Annotated in this window: 15 protein-coding genes; 14 read left to right on the top strand and 1 reads right to left on the bottom strand. The window is 67.8% G+C overall.

Translation table 11 applies throughout. From position 1 onward, the window contains the following. The first annotated feature begins 22 nt into the window (after positions 1-22). From ACWV14_RS25945 to ACWV14_RS25895, 11 genes are all read left to right on the top strand, one after another. Positions 23-1,597 carry an ABC transporter substrate-binding protein gene (locus ACWV14_RS25945; protein ID WP_454904430.1) on the top strand — a complete coding sequence of 525 codons (1,575 nt, stop codon included), beginning with the start codon at positions 23-25 and terminating at the stop codon, positions 1,595-1,597. Between the two features lie 16 nt (positions 1,598-1,613). Beyond that, on the top strand, positions 1,614-2,882 hold the full coding sequence (locus ACWV14_RS25940; protein ID WP_454904429.1) for a lactonase family protein: 1,269 nt from the start codon (positions 1,614-1,616) through the stop codon (positions 2,880-2,882). An 11-nt stretch (positions 2,883-2,893) separates the two neighbouring features. Then, positions 2,894-3,835 (top strand): ABC transporter permease, encoded by a 942-nt coding sequence (locus ACWV14_RS25935; RefSeq protein ID WP_454906075.1) that lies wholly within the window; start codon positions 2,894-2,896, stop codon positions 3,833-3,835. Positions 3,836-3,838: 3 nt separating this feature from the next. Continuing rightward, entirely contained in the window at positions 3,839-4,678 is an 840-nt protein-coding gene (locus tag ACWV14_RS25930) for an ABC transporter permease (protein ID WP_454904428.1), read from the top strand. A 115-nt stretch (positions 4,679-4,793) separates the two neighbouring features. After that, the gene (locus ACWV14_RS25925) at positions 4,794-5,831 is read left to right on the top strand and encodes an ABC transporter ATP-binding protein (protein WP_454904427.1); all 1,038 of its coding nucleotides are present in this window, start codon (positions 4,794-4,796) and stop codon (positions 5,829-5,831) included. Between the two features lie 157 nt (positions 5,832-5,988). Then, a complete protein-coding gene (locus ACWV14_RS25920) occupies positions 5,989-6,969 on the top strand; it encodes an ABC transporter ATP-binding protein (protein ID WP_454904426.1) in 981 nt (326 codons plus the stop codon). Positions 6,970-6,974: 5 nt separating this feature from the next. Further along, positions 6,975-8,270: an amino acid deaminase gene (locus tag ACWV14_RS25915; protein ID WP_454906073.1), complete on the top strand. Its 1,296-nt coding sequence runs from the start codon at positions 6,975-6,977 to the stop codon at positions 8,268-8,270. Between the two features lie 10 nt (positions 8,271-8,280). After that, on the top strand, positions 8,281-9,180 hold the full coding sequence (locus ACWV14_RS25910) for a MurR/RpiR family transcriptional regulator (protein WP_081266407.1): 900 nt from the start codon (positions 8,281-8,283) through the stop codon (positions 9,178-9,180). Beyond that, positions 9,173-10,651, top strand: coding sequence for an N-acyl-D-amino-acid deacylase family protein (locus ACWV14_RS25905; protein WP_454904425.1), 1,479 nt, complete (start codon positions 9,173-9,175; stop codon positions 10,649-10,651). The genes ACWV14_RS25910 and ACWV14_RS25905 overlap by 8 nt, the downstream gene beginning before the upstream one ends. A 157-nt stretch (positions 10,652-10,808) precedes the next feature. Next, a complete protein-coding gene (locus tag ACWV14_RS25900) occupies positions 10,809-13,013 on the top strand; it encodes a ParB/Srx family N-terminal domain-containing protein (RefSeq protein WP_454904424.1) in 2,205 nt (734 codons plus the stop codon). A 215-nt stretch (positions 13,014-13,228) separates the two neighbouring features. Continuing rightward, positions 13,229-14,275, top strand: a complete 1,047-nt coding sequence (locus ACWV14_RS25895; protein WP_454904423.1) for a serine hydrolase domain-containing protein — start codon at positions 13,229-13,231, stop codon at positions 14,273-14,275. Here ACWV14_RS25895 and ACWV14_RS25890 read toward each other — a convergent pair. Continuing rightward, a complete protein-coding gene (locus ACWV14_RS25890) occupies positions 14,272-15,210 on the bottom strand; it encodes a LysR family transcriptional regulator (protein ID WP_454904422.1) in 939 nt (312 codons plus the stop codon). The genes ACWV14_RS25895 and ACWV14_RS25890 overlap by 4 nt on opposite strands. A 138-nt stretch (positions 15,211-15,348) precedes the next feature. Here ACWV14_RS25890 and ACWV14_RS25885 point away from each other — a divergent pair, with 138 nt between their 5' ends. The 3 genes from ACWV14_RS25885 (at position 15,349) to ACWV14_RS25875 (ending at position 18,743) form a co-directional block, all read left to right on the top strand. Then, a complete protein-coding gene (locus ACWV14_RS25885; protein WP_454904421.1) occupies positions 15,349-16,245 on the top strand; it encodes a transporter substrate-binding domain-containing protein in 897 nt (298 codons plus the stop codon). A 3-nt stretch (positions 16,246-16,248) separates the two neighbouring features. Next, positions 16,249-17,544 (top strand): aminotransferase class V-fold PLP-dependent enzyme, encoded by a 1,296-nt coding sequence (locus tag ACWV14_RS25880; RefSeq protein WP_454904420.1) that lies wholly within the window; start codon positions 16,249-16,251, stop codon positions 17,542-17,544. Positions 17,545-17,618: 74 nt separating this feature from the next. Beyond that, entirely contained in the window at positions 17,619-18,743 is a 1,125-nt protein-coding gene (locus ACWV14_RS25875; RefSeq protein WP_454904419.1) for a hypothetical protein, read from the top strand. Positions 18,744-18,768 lie beyond the last annotated feature (25 nt).

The following is an 18,768-nucleotide window of genomic DNA, read 5'->3' as shown; positions in this document are numbered from 1 at the left end:
CCGCCCCATGAAGGAGTTCCCCATGCCCCACGTCGGTCTTGTCCAGCGCCTGCCCATGCTGTCGAAGCGCAGCCTGCTGGGCGCCTCCCTGCTCGCGATGCTGTGCGCCGCGCTGCCCTGCCAGAGCGCCCATGCCCAGGGCCCGCGCAATTTCGCCACGCTGGCGATGGTGGCCGAGCCGCAGACGCTCGACCCGATGGCATCCACCGCCGACCTGGTCGGAACCATCATGCAGCACGTGTACGAGACGCTCTACACCTTCGACGCCAAGTGGAACGTGGTGCCGATGCTGGCCGAGGGCATGCCGAAGATCTCGGCCGACGGCAAGACCTACGCCATCACCCTGCGCCGCGGCGTGATGCTGCACAACGGCCGCGAGCTCACGGCTGACGACGTGGTGGCCAGCCTGCAGCGCTGGATGGACCAGTCGCCGCGCGGCAAGGCCGTGGGCAAGGAAATCGACAGCCTCAAGGCCAAGGGCCCGCTGGCCGTCGAGGTTGTGCTGAAGGAGCCTTATGCGCCGCTGCTGTCGCAGCTTGCGCTGCCCAGCGGCATGGCGGCCATCATGGCCAAGGACTCGATCGCCTCGCCGCTGAAGGACTTCGTCGGCACCGGTCCCTACAAGTTCAAGGAACGCCGCCCCGACCAGTTCGTGCTGCTCACGCGCTTCGACAAATATTCGGCCCGCAAGGAGGCCCCGAGCGGCTACGGCGGCAAGCGCGAAGCGGCCATCGAAGAGCTGCGCTTCGTGCCTGTGCCCAACGCCAGCACCCGCGTCGAAGGCGCGCTGGCCGGCCAGTACGACTTTGCCGACCTGCTGCCGGTCGAAGCCCTGCCGCGCCTGGAGAAGTCGGGCGGCAAGACCGTGCCGATCATGACGCCCTCGTTCGGCTTCCCGTACCTCGTGCTGAACACCAAGGAAGGCGTGGCTGCCAGCCAGCCGGTGCGCCAGGCGATCCAGACTGCGCTGGGCGAAGGCGAGATGCTCGCGGCAGGCTTCGGCGACACGCGCTTCTTCGTGGCCGAGGCCAATCACTTTCCCAAGGGCTCGCCTTTCTATTCGACTGCCGGCGCCGACCAGTACAACCAGCGCAACGCCGCCAAGGCCAAGGAACTCGCGGCCAAGGCCGGCTACAAGGGCGAGCCGATCCGCGTGCTCACCAGCCGCCAATACGACTTCCACTACAACATGGCGCTGCTGATGGCCGAGCAGCTCAAGCGCGCCGGCTTCAAGGTCGACCTCAACGTGGTCGACTGGGCCACGCTGGTGCAGCGCCGCAACGACGCCAAGCTGTGGGACGTCTACGTCACGCATTCGGGCCAGTTCCCCGAGCCCATGCTCTCGCCGCCGCAGCTTGGCGACGGCGCGCCCGGCTGGTGGGACACGCCAGCGAAGAAGTCGGCGCTGCAGGCCTTCAACGTAGAAAGCGATCCGGCCAAGCGCGGCGCGCTGTGGGGCAAGGTGCAGCAGGTCGTCTACGACGAAGTGCCCTACATCAACGTCGGCAAGTTCAACGGCCTCTCGGCCAAGAGCCCGGCGCTGGACAACTACACGCCCGCGACCTGGCCGTTCTTCTGGAACGCGAAGATCAAGTAAGGCGGGGAGTACAGCCATGCCGTCGCGTCGCCAACTTCTGCAAGCCAGCGCACTGGCCTCCGGCCTCGGAGCCCTCGGCCTCACCGCCTCCACCGTCCGGGCCGCAACGTCCGGCCCTGTCTACGCCTACGTCGGCACCTACAGCGACGGCGGCAAGCCGTGGCGCGGCGGGCGCGGACTGGGCGTGCACCAGTTCGTGCTCGACAGCGTGTCCGGCGCGCTGAAGCCCATTCCCGACGCGCCGCCGGCCGTGGCCAGCACGGGGGAGGGCGCCAAGCTGCGCAACCCCGCGTCGCTGGCGCGCCACCCCACGCTGCCCATGCTGTACGCGGCCAACGAGTTCGAGGCCGGCTCGGTCTCGGCTTTTCGTATCGGTACAGGCATCGGCGCGAACGGCGCGCTGTCGTTCGTGGCCGAAGTGCCCTGCGGCGGCAAGGACCCGGCCTACATCAGCGTGCATCCCGATGGCCGCTTTCTCTTCACCGCCAACTACGCCAGCGGCGACGTCAGCGTGATCGCGCTGCGCGCCGACGGCACGCCCGACACCGACCGCGCCGCCGTCGTCTACAAGGATGCCGACGCCTGCGGTGCCACCGCGTGCAAGCCCGGCGCCGACGTGGTGCCGGCCGCCGCGCGTTCGCACGAAGGCTTTGCCACCAGCGACCATGACGGCCCGCATGCCCACATGGTGCATGCCGACCCGAAGGGCAACTTCGTGCTGGTGGCAGACCTGGGGCTCGACCGCGTCATCTCGTACCGCTTCGACCGCGGCACCGGCGTGCTGAGCCAGCCCAGCACGGTGGCCGTGTCCGAAAGCTCGGGCGCGCGCCATTTCATCTTCCATCCGAACGGCAAGTGGTTCTACCTGGTGAACGAGGAGGCCTCGACCATCGCCTTCATGCGCTACGACGACGCCAGCGGCGTGCTCACGCCGGTGAGCGAGACCTCCGCGCTGCCCAAGGGTTTCAAGGGCACCAGCTACGCATCGGGCATCCGCATGCTGCCGGACGGCCAGCACTTCGTGTCGCTGAACCGCCTGCACGACTCGATCTCGCTCTTCAAGATCGACGCACGCTCCGGCGCGCCCACGCTGGTGCGCGAGGAATGGTCGCGAGGCAACTACCCGCGCAGCTGCACGCTCGACCCGAGCGGCAGGTTCCTATACGTGTGCCACAACAAGCAGGGCGACAACGTGACGGTCTTCCGCGTCAAGGGCGGCGACATCCAGTTCACCGGCCAGTACGTTGCGGTGGGCAGCGCGGCAGCCATCGAGTTTTCCGCGTGATGAAGAAATCGCTGTTCCGCTACATCGCCTCCCGGGCGGCCGGCATGCTCGTCGTGCTGGCCATCGTGGCGGTGCTCGTCTTCGTGCTCACGCGCGCGGCCTCGGGCGATCCGGTCTCGGTGCTGCTGGGCGACCAGGCCACCGCCGCCGACATCGCCCGCGTGCAGAAAGAGTACGGCCTCGACAAGCCGCTGCCCGTGCAGTTCGGCTACTGGCTGCGCGAGGTGCTGCAGGGCAACCTGGGCACTTCGATCTTCCTGCAGCGCCCGGTGACGCAGGCGCTGTGGGAGCGCTCCGAACCCACCACGCTGCTCGCGCTGATGGCCGTGGCCATCGCGGCGCTGATCGGCGTGCCCTGCGGCATCGTCTCGGCCGTGTTCCGCGGGCGCGTGGTCGACCAGCTGTTCACCGGCATCGCGATGCTGGGCGCGAGTATTCCGAGCTTCTGGCTGGGCATCGTGCTCATACAGATCTTCGCGGTGTCCTTCGGCTGGTTCCCGGTGTCGGGCTATGGCGCGCCCGATGCGGCGCTGGCCGAGCGGCTGCATTCGCTGGTGCTGCCGGCCGCGGTGCTGGGCCTGCTGAACTCCGCGCTCATCATCCGATTCACTCGCGCTTCGATGCTCGACGTGCTCGGGGAAGACTATGTGCGCACCGCGCGCTCCAAGGGCCTGAGCGAAAGCACGGTGGTGCTCAAGCACGCGTTGCGCAACGCGCTGGTGCCCATCGTCACGGTGATCGGCCTCACCGTCGCGCTGATGATCGGCGGCGCCGTCATCACCGAGACCGTGTTCGGCCTGCCCGGCGTGGGCAACCTCGTGGTCAGTGCCGTGCTGCGGCGCGACTACCCCGTCATTCAAGGTGCGCTGCTCGTGATTGCCGCGATCTATGTGCTCATCAATTTCTCGATCGACCTGCTGTATGCGGTGGTCGATCCGCGCGTGAAGGTCTGAGCGATGCGTATGCCCCGAATGCTCCGCCAGCTGATGCATCGCCGCATCGTGATGGTTTCCGCGCTGGTGCTGCTGGTGATTGCCGTCATGGCCATCGGTGCGCCGCTGTTCGCCTCGGCCGACCCCAACGACACGGCCGTGCTGGAACGCCTGAAGGCGCCGAGCGCCGAGCACCTGCTCGGCACCGACGAACTCGGCCGCGACATGTATTCGCGCATCGTGCACGGCGCGCGCTACTCGCTGGCCATCGCGGCGCTCACTGCGCTGGGCGCGGTCGTCGCCGGCACGGTGCTGGGCCTGATGGCCGGCTTCTTCCGCCGGCTCGACACGCCGCTGATGCGCGTGGTCGACGCGATGATGTCCTTCCCCGACATCCTGCTGGCCATCGCGCTGGTGGCCATCCTCGGGCCATCGCTGATGAACACCGTGCTCGCGCTGGTGCTGGTCTACACGCCGCGCGTGGCGCGGGTGGTGCGGGCTTCGACGCTGGTGGTGCGCGAACTGCTGTTCGTCGAAGCGGTGCGCGCACTGGGCGTGCGCACCTCGCGCATCCTGTGGCGGCACATCTTGCCGAACCTGATGTCGCCGATCCTGGTGCAGGTGTCGTTCATCTTCGCGTACGCGATCCTGGCGGAAGCGGGGCTCTCCTTCCTCGGCGTCGGCGTGCCGCCCGAGATTCCGACCTGGGGCACCATGGTCGCGGGCAGCCAGCAGTACGCGCACCAGGCCTTCTGGGTGGTGCTGTTCCCGGGGCTCGCGATCATCTTCACCGCGCTGTCGCTGCAATTGCTGGGCGACGGCGTGCGCGACCTGCTCGACCCGAAGCTCAAGAAGACAGCATGAAAGCACTCCCCAAGGCTTGCCCACTGCGTGTGGCCGCCAACCCCCTCGCCGGGGGCGATACCTGCAGCCCGGCAAAGCCGGTTCTGCGGCATCCCGCGCGAAAGGCATATCCGAGATGAACACTGCTTCCAATTCTCCACGCCTCGCGGTCAGCAACCTGAGCACCAGCTTCCCCACCGAAGACGGCCTCGTGCGTTCGGTGGCCGACGTGAGCTTTTCCATCCAGCCCGGCAAGACGACGGCGCTGGTCGGCGAATCGGGCTCGGGCAAGTCGGTCACCAGCCTCACGCTGATGCGCCTGCTGCCCAAGACCGCGAACGCGCAGGTCAGCGGCACTGCGTCGTTCGTGACGCGCGAAGGCAAGACACTCGACCTGCTTCAGATCGGCGAACGCGAGATGCGCTCGCTGCGCGGCAACCAGCTGTCGATGATCTTCCAGGAGCCGATGACCAGCCTGAACCCGGTGTTCACCATCGGCGAGCAGATTGCAGAGAGCGTGCGCCTGCACAAGGGGCTGGACCGCAAGGCGGCGCTGGCCCATGCGCTGCGCATGCTGGAGCTGGTCGAGATCCCGGCCGCAGCACAGCGCATTCACGAGTACCCGCACCAGCTTTCGGGCGGCATGCGGCAGCGCGTGATGATCGCGCTGGCGATGGCCTGCGACCCGACGCTGCTGATAGCGGACGAGCCCACCACCGCGCTCGACGTGACCATCCAGGCGCAGATCCTGGAACTCATGCGCCGGCTGCAGGCCGAAACGGGCATGAGCATCCTGTTCATCACCCACAACCTGGGCGTGGTCGCGCACCATGCAGACGACGTGGTGGTGCTCTACGCAGGCCGCGTGGTCGAGAGCGCTCCCGTGCGGCCGCTGTTCGCGCAGCCCGAGCATCCGTACACGCAGGGCCTGCTGGCCTGCCTGCCGGGCAAGGCACGGTTGCCGGGGCAGCCCAAGCCCAAGCGGCTGTTCGCGATTCGCGGACAGGTGTCGAGCCCGCTCGCGCCGCCGCCGGGCTGCGCCTTCGAGCCGCGCTGCGACCTGGCGCTGCCCGAGTGCAGCGCCGCGATGCCGCCGCTGATCGAAACGCATCATGGGCGCGAGGCGCGCTGCGTTCGGGTGCAGGCGGCGCAACCTTTGGCGAGGGTCGCATGACCCGCGCGCTGTCTGGTGTGTTGCTCCTTCCCCTTCTGGGGGAAGGCTGGGATGGGGGCAAGCGGCGTTCGTTCGGCGCAGTGCTTCATCCAGTGCCGTCGTGCCCCTACCCCAACCCTCCCCCAGCGGGGGAGGGAGCCAAAACCAAGACCTCACGATGACCACCGCAGCTCCCCTCATCGAAGTCCGCGGACTCAAGAAATACTTCGGCAGCAGCGACCGCCCGGTGCGTGCGGTCGACGACGTGTCCTTCGCCATCCAGCCCGGCGAAACGCTGGGCCTCGTCGGCGAATCGGGCTCGGGCAAGAGCACCATCGGCCGCACCGTGCTGCGCCTGCTCGAACGCACCAGCGGCCAGGTGCTGTACCGCGGCGACGACATCGGCGCGCTGTCGGGCGAACGCATGCGCAAGCTGCGCAGCAAGCTGCAGATCATCTTCCAGGACCCGTACGCCAGCCTGAACCCGAAGATGCGCATCAGCGCCATCCTCGGCGAGGCGTTGTCCACGCACGGCCTGCACAAGGGCGCGGCCGCGCGCGACAAGCGCATCGCCGAGCTGCTGGAAACCGTGGGCCTGCGCGCCGAGCATGCGAGCCGCTTCCCGCACGAGTTCTCCGGCGGGCAGCGCCAGCGCATCGGCGTGGCGCGCGCGCTGGCGGTGGAGCCGGAGTTCATCGTGGCCGACGAGCCGCTGTCTGCGCTCGACGTGTCCATCCAGTCGCAGGTCATCAACCTGCTGGCCGACCTGCGCGAGCGCCTCGGCCTGACGATGCTCTTCATCTCGCACGACCTCGACGTGGTCGAGTACCTGTGCGACCGCGTGGTGGTGCTCTACCTGGGCAAGGTGATGGAAGTCGCCACCACCGACGAGCTGTTCGCGCGGCCCTCGCACCCCTACACGCAGGCGCTGCTGGCCGCCAGCCCCAAGCCCGACCCCGAGGTGGCGACCGAACGCATCGCGCTTAAGGGCGATATTCCCAGCCCCATCTCGCCACCTTCGGGCTGCGTGTTCCGCACGCGCTGCCCGCATGCCATCGACATCTGCGCGCAGACTGTGCCCGCACTCGAAGAAATTTCAGCAGGACACTACAGCGCCTGCATCCGAACCAAAGAACTTCTATCCAACATCGCCGCATGACCTCCATGACCGCCGCCAACGATTTCAACGACCCGCTGCTGGGCAGCAACTTCAAGGGCTACCCGCGCACCCAGGCGCCGCGCCGCCGCAGCGAAGTCGGCGCCGCCGGATGGAACGTGCTCGCCGGCGACCTGCCGCTGCCGCTGGCCGTGCTCAAGCGCGAGGCGCTGGAACACAACCTGGCCTGGATGCAGTCGCGCGTGCGCGAGTGGGGCATCGACCTCGCACCCCACGGCAAGACCACCATGTCGCCGCAGCTCTTCCAGCGCCAGCTCGACGCCGGCGCCTGGGGCCTGACCTTCGCCACCGTCACGCAGCTTGCTGTGGGCGTGGCGGCCGGCGCGCGCCGCACGCTCATTGCCAACCAGGTGGTGAGCGATGAAGACCTTGCGGGCATCCAGATGCTGCTGAGCCAGCATGCCGACCTGCGCATCGTGTTCCTCGTCGATTCGCTTGCGCAGCTCGCGCTGATCGAGGACTGGTCGAGCCGCCATCCCGCCAGCGTGCCCTTCGAGGTGATGATCGAGATCGGCGTGGACGGCGCCCGCACCGGCTGCCGCACGCATGAGGAAGCCATCGCGCTGGCCACGGGGCTGCGTGCGAGCGAGGCTGTCAGGCTCGTGGGCATCGAATGCTACGAAGGGCAGGGCGCCACCGGCCAGAGCGAGCCCGACACAGCCTATGCCAAGGCGCTGATGGACCGCGTGGAAGCCGTGGCGCGCCATTGCGATACCCAGAAGCTTTTCGAGACCGACGAGGTGCTGGTCTCGGCCGGCGGCTCGGCCATCTTCGACCTCGTGGCCGGCCGGCTGAGGCCCGCGCTCGGCGCGCCGGTGCGCGGACTGCTGCGCTCGGGCTGCTACGTCACGCATGACCACGGCTTCTACAAGCGCATGGTGAGCGCGGTGGACGAGCGCCTGGGCTGCGGTTGCGGCGAGAGCCTGGTGCCCGCGATGGAAGTCTGGGCCACGGTGCAGTCTCGCCCCGAGGCCGGCCTGGCGATCCTGGCCGTGGGCAAGCGCGACATCTCCTTCGACCTCTCGCTGCCCGTGCCCATCGCGCGCGCGGCGCGTGGCGTGCTGCAGCCGGGTGCCGTGCCTGCCGGATGGAAGATCACCGCGCTGAACGACCAGCACGCCTACCTGCGCTGGGATGCGAACGAGGAAGCCGAGGCGCCCAAGGTGGGTGATCGTGTCGGCCTGGGCATTTCGCACCCCTGCACCACCTTCGACAAATGGCACTGGATGCCGGTGGTCGAGCACGACTACCGCGTGAGCGACGCAGTCGCCATGCACTTCTGAGCGCGCACCGATGACCCCCTCCCTGCTTCAGAAAATCGCGCAGATACGCAGCGACGCCCCGGCGACGCGGCGCGCGATTCTCGACCTGATCCTCGAAGACCCCGACCGCGTGCTCGAAGAAAGCTTCGAGCAGCTGGCCGAACGCTCGCGCAGCTCGGTGCCGACCATCATGCGCACCTGCCGCGACCTCGGCTTTGCCGGCCTGCGCGAATTCAAGCTCGCGCTTGCGCAGGAACTGGCGCTGGGCGGCTCGCCGCTGCACCGCCGCGTGAACATCGAGGACGCGGCCGACGAAGTGGTCGGCAAGATCGCACGCAGCGCAGCGGCGTCGGTCTCGGGCGTGCGGGGGCAGCTCGACATGCAGGTGCTCGACGGCGCGGTGGCGGCCATCGCGGCGGCGCCGCATGTGGACCTGTACGGTGCGGGCGCCACGTCATGGTTCATGGCCAACGACCTGCAGGCGCGGCTTTTCCGCCTCGGCCTGTCGGCCAATGCCTGGGCCGACTACCACCTGCAGCAGGTGGCCGGTGCCGCGCAGCGGCCGGGTGGCGTGGTCATCGCCATCTCGCACGTGGGCGGCATGCCGTCATTGCTCGACGCGGTGGACATCGCGCGCGGGCAGGGCGCCAAGGTGGTCGCGCTTACGCGGCCCGGCACGGCGCTGGCGGCCAAGGCCGACTTTCTTCTGGGCCTGTCGGTCCCCGACGACGCGGTGATGCACGTGGGCATCGACGCCTACCTGACGCACCTCACGGCCATCGAGATATTGACGGTGCTGGTGGCGCAGCGCCGCGGCGAGCCTGCGGTGCAGCGCCTGCAGCGCGCGCGCGATGCGTTCCAGCGGCACGGCATCGATGCGACCACGCATCCGCTGCAGAGCTGGGACGGCGGAGGTGTCAAGCATGGCTGACAACACATCGACGAAGGCCGTGCTGCTCGAAGGCGGCCTGGTGGTCGACGGCTCGGGCGGCCCTTCGTGGCCCGGCGACGTGCTGCTGCAGGGCGACCGCATCGTCGCGCTCGGCGAGGGCCTGCGGGAGCGGCTGCCGCAGGGCCTTGCTTTGGCCGACATCGATGTCGTCGACTGCCGCGCCAAGGTCATCGCGCCCGGCTTCATCGACGCACACACGCACGACGACGCCATCGTGCTGCGCGACCCGCTGTGCTTGCCGAAGGTGTCGCAGGGCATCACCACGGTGGTGACCGGCAACTGCGGCATCTCGCTCGCGCCGTACCGCACGCCGCAGTCGCTGCCGCCGCTCACGCTGCTGGGCGCCGATTCGTTCAAGCACGCCACCATGGCCGAGTACCGCGCCGCGGTCGATGCGACGCAACCCGCGCTCAACGTGGCCGCGCTGGTGGGCCACACCACCCTGCGCTTCGCGGCCATGGAAGCGCTCGACCGGCCGGCAAGCGGTGAAGAGCTGGCGCGCATGGAAGCGCTGCTCGACAGCTGCATGGCCGACGGCGCGCACGGCATGTCGTCCGGCCTGTTCTACGAAGAAGCCTTTGCCGCGCCCGCCGAAGAGGTCACGGCATTGGCGCGCGTGGTGGCCCGCCACGGCGGCATCTACGCCACGCATCTGCGCAGCGAGATGCAGCAGATCATCGAGGCGCTGCACGAGGCCGGCGACTCGGCCTTCAATGCCGGCGTGCCGCTGGTCATCTCGCACCACAAGTGCGCCGGCCCGGCCAACTGGGGCCGCACCAAGGAGACGCTGCCGCTGATCGAGTCATTCGCTCGGCGCCAGAAGATCGCGATGGACGTCTACCCCTACGTGGCCGGCTCGACCGTGCTGCGCGAGGACCTGGTCGACGGCGTGATCGACGTGCTGCTCACCTGGTCCGACCCGCACCCCGAGATGACGGGCCGGCTCATTTCCGACATCGCGCGCGAGTGGGGCACCACCGAGCAGGAGGCCTGCCTGCGGCTGAAGCCCGGCGGCGCCTGCTACTTCCAGATGCAGGAAGAAGACGTGGAGCGCGTCATTGCGCATCCGCTCACCATGATCGGCAGCGACGGCCTGCCGCACGACCGCCATCCGCATCCACGGCTGTGGGGCGCGTTCCCGCGCGTGTTCGCGCGCTACTGGCGCCAGCGCCGGCTGTTCACGCTGGAGCAGGCGGTGCACAAGATGACCGGCATGACCGCGCGCAACCTGCGCATTGCCGACCGCGGCCTGCTGCGCACCGGCGCGATGGCCGACGTGGTGGTGTTCGACCCCGAGACCATCGCAGACACCGCCACCTACGACCAGCCGCACGGCGTGAGCCTGGGCGTGGAGCGGGTGTTCGTGAACGGCGTGCTGGCCTATCGCGGCGGCGAGGCCGAGGCGCGGGTGCTGGCGCGCGCGGGGCGGATGCTGACGCGCGGGGCCTAGGCAGGCAGGCAAGTGCAAGGCGGCGGCCTGCCGAGCCGTGCCATTTGTTCACGGCTATTCACGGAATCGTCACCTTAAGTTCACAGAATCGGGCCGCTTTCAGCAACTCCGGGCCACGGCTTGTCCCGGTGTGTTCAGCCCCTTTCTGTGGACTCTCATGACAAAAACTAGATGGACTCGTGCCCGCGTCGCGGGCCTGGCCGGCATCGCGGCCATTTCGCTCGCCGCCTGTGGCGGCGGTGGTGGTGGAGGCGGAGGTAACTTCTTTCCTGTTGCCGGTGCTTCGGGCAACGGCAACCAGGGCACGCAGCCCGTGGCGCTGCAGCCGCTCGCGGGCGGTTCGCAATACACCGGTACGGCCAGCTTCGGCGACACCGTTTCCCTCACTCTCGACCAGCCTGCCGCCGGCAAGCTCACGCTGCGTTTCGTCGATTCGCGCTTCGGCCTCGCGGGCTCGGTGAGCGCGAGCTATGCCACCCAGGCAGACGGCTCGCTGCTGGCCAGCAATTTCGCGGCCATCGCCGGCACCGGCGTGCCCGACGCACTGGTCGCCGCGCTGCCCAAGCTCAGCCTGCGCTTCCAGCTCGACGGCAGCCTGCTCAGCGGTTCGCTGGCGCAGGTGCCCAACCTCAAGGCGGCCGACGGCTCGGTGCTGCAGGGCCAGATCGCCGCATCGAACCAGGGCGTGGCCGACGTGGCGCGCCTGGCTGGCGTGTACAACTACATCAAGCTCACGACTGCCTACAACCCGAAGGGCGGACTGGTCAGCGCGCCCGCTTCCGAGTTCGGGCAGTTCGGCATCAAGGCCGACGGCACCGTGCGCGCCTGCATGAGCCAGGCCTATGCCGACAGTTGCATCGGCGGCCGTACCGGCCTGCTCGCGGCCGAGGCCGACCAGAAGACGTATCCCGGCGCGATGGCGCTGACCCTCGACGGCCAGCGCATCGGCCGCGTGATGGTCAATGCGCAGTCGGGCGCGGCCACGCTGCTCGCCGATGAATTCGCAGCCACCGCCGCCGACGGCAGCTTCCGCACCGGCACCTGGGTGCTGCAGAGCGCGACCACCGCGCTGGCCGCCACCGCGCTCGACGGCGAGTGGCTGTGCAGCCAGCCCGAACTCGACGCCTCCACCGGCGCGCTCACCGGCCGCACGCAGCGCAACTTCGTGTCGATCGGCGCGAACCTGCTGCAGACCGACACCATCGACACCGACGTCAAGCTCAGCGCCAATGCCGGCATCGGCGGTGCCGCAATCACGACCGTCAACGGCCTGAACGGCCTCGTCGCCGGGCAGTGGAGCGACAACCAGAGGGTCGGGCGCCTGCTGTTGCCAGTGGGCAAGCAGACGGCTTACTACATTGGCACCGGGGCCAGCACGGGCGGCACTGCGGCTACCAATATCTCGGGTGTGTGCCGTGCGTTGCCGGTGCCGGCGATGATCGACAAGTACGCGGCGGCAGTGGCCGGCTCCCCCATGACGATCCGCATCGGCGATGCGCATCCGACGCAACCGGCGATTGGCTACGACCAGGTCTATTACAAGCAGGCGCGCTATCGAAATACCGCCATTGCGAAGGAATGGAAGAAGGAGTTCGGCGACTTCTGCGAGGCTGCGGGCCTGAGCGACGCCGACAACAACTTTGTCAACACGCAAAGCGAGTTGAACAACCCCGCCACCTTCGCCTGCACCGGCAACGTCAATGCCCTCGATACCTCCGCCATGAAGTCGGCAGTGGTCGGCCCGCGCGGCGTGCTGTACCTCACTGACGGCCATCACACTCTCACCAGCTTCTGGGAAGCACCGAACGGCGGCGGTCCCGACGTCAAGGTGCCCGTGGTGATGAAGGGCAACTTCATGAGCCAGAACAACGCAACCTTCTGGCGTGGCATGCGTGCGAACAAGACGGTGTGGCTCAAGCTGCCCGACGGCCGCGCCATCACGCCCGCGGAGTTGCCGCAGCAACTGGGCCTGAGCAACGGGCTGCAGGACGACCCGTACCGCGCGCTGCTCTACTTCACCCGCGATGTCGGCTACAAGCAACCCAAGGACAGCACCGAGTTCCTGGAGTTCTACTGGTCTGAATGGCTGCAGGCCGCGCCGCAGAGTCTCAAGCTCTCGGACTACACGCTGACCGATGCGACGAGCTACCTGAACGCCATCAAGGCCGCGTCCAACCTGATGGTCGCAACGCCTGACGCCACCATCATCGGTTCGTCCGGCAAGACCGCGACTGAGATGGGCAAGCTCGCGGCCTTCAGCACGAAGGACTTCAATGCACTGAACGTGCCCGCGAACGACCCCAGCAAGCCCGGCAAGCTGGCCTATGCGCTGAGCTACCGCGCCTCCCTCGCAGCAAAGTAAAGCTCGTGCACCTTGGTGCATGAGATGGAAGGCCGGGCAGACGCCCGGCCTTTTCTTTTGCGCCGGTAGTTAGGATGAGGCCTCACTTGCCTCGCTAGCGCCGCCCATACCTGCAGCCGCAGGCCATCACGCTTTCCACGCAGCCGCAAAGGTATTCCGCCAATTCAACTCTCCGGAGCGGGCGGCGCATCGACCACTGAAGAGGAGAAGACCCGATGAAATCCCGAAGAAGTCTCGTGCTCGCCGGTGGCGCCACCCTGCTGGGCGGGGCTACCTTCGCCGGCGCCACTGAGGAGCCGCGCATGCCCGCGGAAGCCCTGGACAAGCTGCTGGCAGACGCAAGCAGCAGTGCGCCCGCGCTTCGCGCCGTCGTCGTCATGCGCAATGGCATGCTGGCGGGCGAGCGCTACTACGCGGGCGCTTCTGCCAGCGACCTGCTGGCCGTCAACTCGGCGACCAAGAGCGTCTGCTCGATGCTGGTGGGGCAGGCGCTGCAGCAGGGAAAGATCCAGGGCCTTGGGCAGACGGTGGCCGAACTGCTGCCGGAAGCCGCGCGCAATGCGCCGGACTCGCCGGCGTTACGGGTCACTCTGCAGCAGATCCTCACCGGCACCACGGGCCTCGCCTACGACTGGCGCACGCAGACCCAGCCGCTGTTTTCATCGGCCGACCCCGTCGCCTACGTGCTGGCCCTGCAAGGCGACGGCAGCGCGCCCGGCACCTGGTCGTACAACGACGCGGCCGTATCGCTGCTCACGCCGATCCTCGAGCGGGCACATGGCGGCATGCCGCTTGCCGATGTCGCGAAGCGCGACCTGTTCGGCCCGCTCGGCATCGAGCGCTTCGCCTGGCGCAACGACAAGTCCGGCCACGCCACGGCCTACATGGGCCTGAGCCTGCGCACGCTCGATCTCGCGAAGCTGGCGTGGACCATGGCCGACGGCGGCCGGTGGAATGGCGCGCAGGTAGTGCCTGCCGACTGGGCCTCAGACAGCACGCGCCGCCATGTACCGGCGCTGTGGCGCAATCCGCCGATCACCGACACCGGGTACGGCTACCTCTGGTTCACCGGCACGCTCGATGGCCGCGAGGTGGCCTGGGGCTGGGGCTATGGCGGGCAGTTTTCGCTGTTCGTGCCGTCGCTGCGCCTCGTGGTCGCGACCGCCGCCACGTCGCCCGCGCCCCGTGACGTGGCCGCGCAGACCGCCACCGTGGCAGCGCTGGTGCGGCAGATCGCCGCGCTGGCCGCCGCTTCCGCCTAGCGTTCTGCCGCGCCGCGCGCCTCGTCTTCCGCCGGCGGCTGCGCCTGGAACATCCGCGAGAAGTCGCAGCACTCCTGCGCCAGCATCACGATCGACGAGGTGAGGGCGCTGCGGTGCTCGCCCTTGTGCATCGCCACGTAGTGCACCAGCGGCAGCGCGGGCGTCACTTCGATCACCGCGAGCATGCCGGCCGCCACCAGCGGCTCCAGGCACTGGCGCGGCAGGTAGCTCACGCCCAGGCCCGACACGGTGAGCCCGGTCAGCGCCACCAGGTTGCTCACCACGATCACGTCGGCCGGCTGCACGCCCTGTTCCTTCATCCAGGTGTCGTAGGCGCGGCCCGTGCCGGAGCTGTTGCCCTGCACCAGCATGCGGTGCCGTGCCAGCTCGTGCAGCCGCATGGTGCCGGTGGCGGGCACCACCCCGGGCTTGCACATCCACATGCTCTTGACCTTGCCGATGACTTTGTGCGGCATGCGCGAGTCGGCGAAGGTCTCGGGCACGATGACCAGGTCGAGCTCGTCGGCCTGCAGCTTGTCGCGCAGCTTCAGGCTGTCGTCCACGTCGGGCTCCAGGATCACCTTGGGGTAGTGCTGGCGGATCAGCCCGACCAGCCGCGGCAGCCAGGTCATGGCCGTGAGCTCGGTCACGCCGATGCGGATGCGCCGCTCCACCACGCCGGGCTTGCCGAACTGCTCGATGGCCGCGTCGCGCTGCGCCAGCAGCTTCTGCGCGAGCACGTACATCTCCTCGCCCTTCTCGGTGAGGCGCGCGGTGCGCTGGCTGCGGTCGAACAGCTCGGTGTCGAACAGCAGCTCCAGCTCGTGCACCCGCTTGGAAATGGCCGACTGCGAGGCATGCAGCTGGTTGGCCGCCTGGGCGAAGCCGCCGAGCCGGGCGATCCAGTAGAGGGCTTCGAGTTGCTTGAAGGTCATCACGGCGGCGGATCCCGGAAATGAGCGAATGAAACGCTTTTATTCATGCGATTCGATCACAAAAAATCGCTTTTGGAAATTCGTTGCGAGGCCGAAGATTCGCCCAAGCCAATGTCATCGACTCTTCAAGGAACCACCATGGACTTCAGGAAACTGCCCCTCGCGCTCGGCCTTACCCTCGCTTTCGCCTGCGGCGCCGCCAGCGCCCAGGATGGCGGCACGCTGCAGAAGATCAAGGACAGCGGCACCATCCAGATCGGCGCGCGCGACAGCCAGATCCCGTTCTCTTACAAGCTCAGCGCCGACAGCGCGCCCATCGGCTTCACCAACGACATCTGCCTGAAGATCGTCGACGCGGTGAAGGCCAAGCTGGGCCTGGCCAGGATCGAGGTGCGCTACACCATGCTCAACTCGACCAACCGCATTCCGCTGCTGCAGAACGGCACCGTCGACCTCGACTGCGCGACCACCACCAACACCACGCAGCGCCAGGCGCAGGTCGACTTCGCGCCCAGCCACTTCGTGACCAACATCACCGCGGCGGTGCGCAAGAGCTCGGGCATCAACTCGTTCGCCGACCTCAACGGCAAGAACGTGGCCACCGTCTCGGGCAGCACGTCGATCCAGCTGCTGCGCGGCGCGCGCAAGAACGGCACCATCGAAGTGAACGAGATCGCCGGCAAGGACACCTCCGACGGCTTCCTGCTGCTGTCCACCGGCCGCGCCGATGCCTACGTGCTCGACGACGTGCAACTCGCCGGCATGATCGCCAGCGCCACCAACCCGGGCGAATACAAGATCCTGAAGGAGTCGCTGCGCCAGGAGCCCTACGGCATCATGCTGCGCAAGGACGACCCGCAGTTCAAGGCGCTGGTGGACGAAACCGTCGCCGGCCTCATGAAGTCGGGCGCCATCGAGCAGCTCTACACCAAGTGGTTCCTGTCGCCGATCCCGCCGAAGAACGCGAACCTGAACTTCCCGATGTCGGACGCGGTGCGCGATATCTACAAGAACCCCAACAACAAGGGCGTCTGATCAATGGCAGCCGAACTCCAACAGCTATACCCGCGAGGCCTGGCCTTCTCCGACGCGCTGATGCGCGAGGTGCAGCAGCGCTTCCTCGGCGTCGAGCATGACCACCACGGGCGTGAGCGCCTTTACTTCGACAACGCCGGCGGCTCCTTCCGGCTGAAGGCGGCGGTCGAGCGCTTCGCGCAGGTCGACGCCATTCCCGACAACGCCGAGCGCATCCACGCCACGGCCGTCGAGCTGCAGGACATCCAGGCCAGGGGCAGCGAAGACCTGCGCACCATCCTCAATGCCAAGGGCGGCAGCGTGTACGCCTCGTTCTCCGCGTCGGGCGCCATGTTCGACATGGTGCGTGCCATTGCCGAGAACGTGCCGGGAACGAACATGGTCACCACCGTGCTCGAACACCCCTCCGCCTTCGACGCGATGAGCCTGTACGCCGAGCGCCTGGGCCGCGAACTGCGGGTGGCACCGAGCAACCCTGTTACCGGCGGCATCGACGTGGAAGAGATCGTGCGGCTGGTCGACAAGGACACCTGCCTGCTCAATGTGATCTACGCGTCGAACATCTCGGGCGCCAAGCTCGACATGGAGGCCATCGTGCGCCGCGCGCGCGAGATCAAGCCCGACCTCTACATCCTGGTCGACGCCGTGCAGCATGCGCCGCACGGCCTCATCGACCTGCAGAAGACGCCGGTGGACGGCATCAACCTCGCGCCCTACAAGTTCTTCGGCTGCCGGGGCTCTGGGCTGTCGTGGCTGTCCGAGCGCGCGGCGGTGCTGCCGCACCACAAGCTGGCAGGCAAGAAGCCCGGCTACTGGGACCTGGGCAGCTCGGCACCCTGGCAGTTCGCGGTGCTCACCGAGATCGTCGACTACGTGTGCTGGCTCGGCGGGCATTTCACCGACGCCACCGACCGCCGCGGCCTCTTCGTGTCCGGCATCACACACATCGAGCTGCACGAGCGCGCGCTGCTTGCCGTGCTGCTGGACGGCAACGAGAACGCCACCGGCATGCGCGAGATGCGCGGCGTGGAAGTGTTCCTCGACCACGAGGACCTGACGAAGCGCGACCTGATCCTGGGCATCGGCTTCGACCGCATCGACTGCACGCAGGCGGTGGTCGAGTATGCGAAGCACGGCGTGACCGTGTACGAGCGCGTGGCCACCAGCATCTATTCGAAGCGCATGCTCGAATCCTTCGGCATCGCGGGCACCGTGCGGGTGTCGCCGCTGCACTGCAATTCGGTGGCCGACGTAGAGAAATTCCTGCACATCACCGCCCGGATTGCCGCTGACACCTGACTGTCATATTCAGTCATATTGCGTCGGCAGAATGTTTCTCGACCCCCGCTCACAGGGGGCGAGGAGCATGAGACTTGGAAATTCGCAAGCTGATCGCGCCGGTGCTGGCCGCGGTCCTGCTGGCCGCGGTGGCGGGCGGCGTCTGGTACTCGAACACCCGCCTGCACGATGAATCGGCCACCGCCGCGGCGGCCCGCATCGAGCAAGAGAAACAGGTCACGCTGCGCGGCCTGATCGGCTCCGAGAAAGAAACCTTCTTTGCCGACCCGCGCGTGCAGAAGGCACTTGCCGCGCAGGGCATTACGGTGGTGGTCGAGAAGGCCGGCTCCCGCGCCATTGCCAGCCGCTACGACGCCAGCAAGTTCGACTTCGGATTCCCATCGGGCGCGCCTGCCGCGGCGCAGCTCAAGACGCTGGCCAAGGCGCCCAACGTCTTCAACCCGTTCTACACGCCCATCGTGCTGGCCAGCTGGCGGCCGATAGCCGAGATCCTGGTGGCCAACGGCATCGCGCAGAAGCAGGGCGACTTCTACTACGTGGTCGACCTGCCGGGCCTGATGGCCATGATCGAGAAGGGCACGAGGTGGAAGGAGCTCAAGGCGAGCGGCGCGTTTTCCACCAGCAAGTCGCTGCTCATCAACTCGACCGACGTGCGCACCTCCAACTCGGCGGCCATGTACCTTGCGCTGGCGAGCTACCTCGCCAACAGCCAGCAGATCGTGCAGAGCCAGCAGGACGTGGACCGTGTCATGCCGGTGGTCGCGCCGCTGTTCCTGCGGCAGGGCTTCCAGGAGCAGTCGTCGGCCGGTCCGTTCGAAGACTACCTGGCGCTCGGCATGGGCAAGGCGCCGCTGCTGGTGGCCTACGAATCGCAGATGGTCGAGTTCTGGCTCAAGAACCCCGACCGGCTCAAGAGCGACATGGTGCTGCTCTACCCCAAGCCCACCGTCTATTCGAAGCATGTGCTGGTGCCCTACACGCCGGGCGGTGCACGCCTGGGCGCGGCGCTGGAGAACGACCCGGTCCTGCGCGAGCTGGCCCACGAATACGGCTACCGCACCGGCGGCGACACCAAGGGACCCGAGACCTGGGCCGCGCGCGGCGTGAAGGTGCCCGATGTGCTGGTCGACGTGATCGACCCGCCGAGCTTCGAGTGGCTCGAACGAATGACCGCGGGCATCGAAGCCCGCTTCAAGTGAATCAGCAAGCGAACGAACGAACAAA

The organism is Variovorax durovernensis (assembly GCF_977011995.1).
The sequence above is the reverse complement of the archived record's forward strand: the minus strand, read 5'-3'. Positions and strand labels throughout refer to the sequence as shown.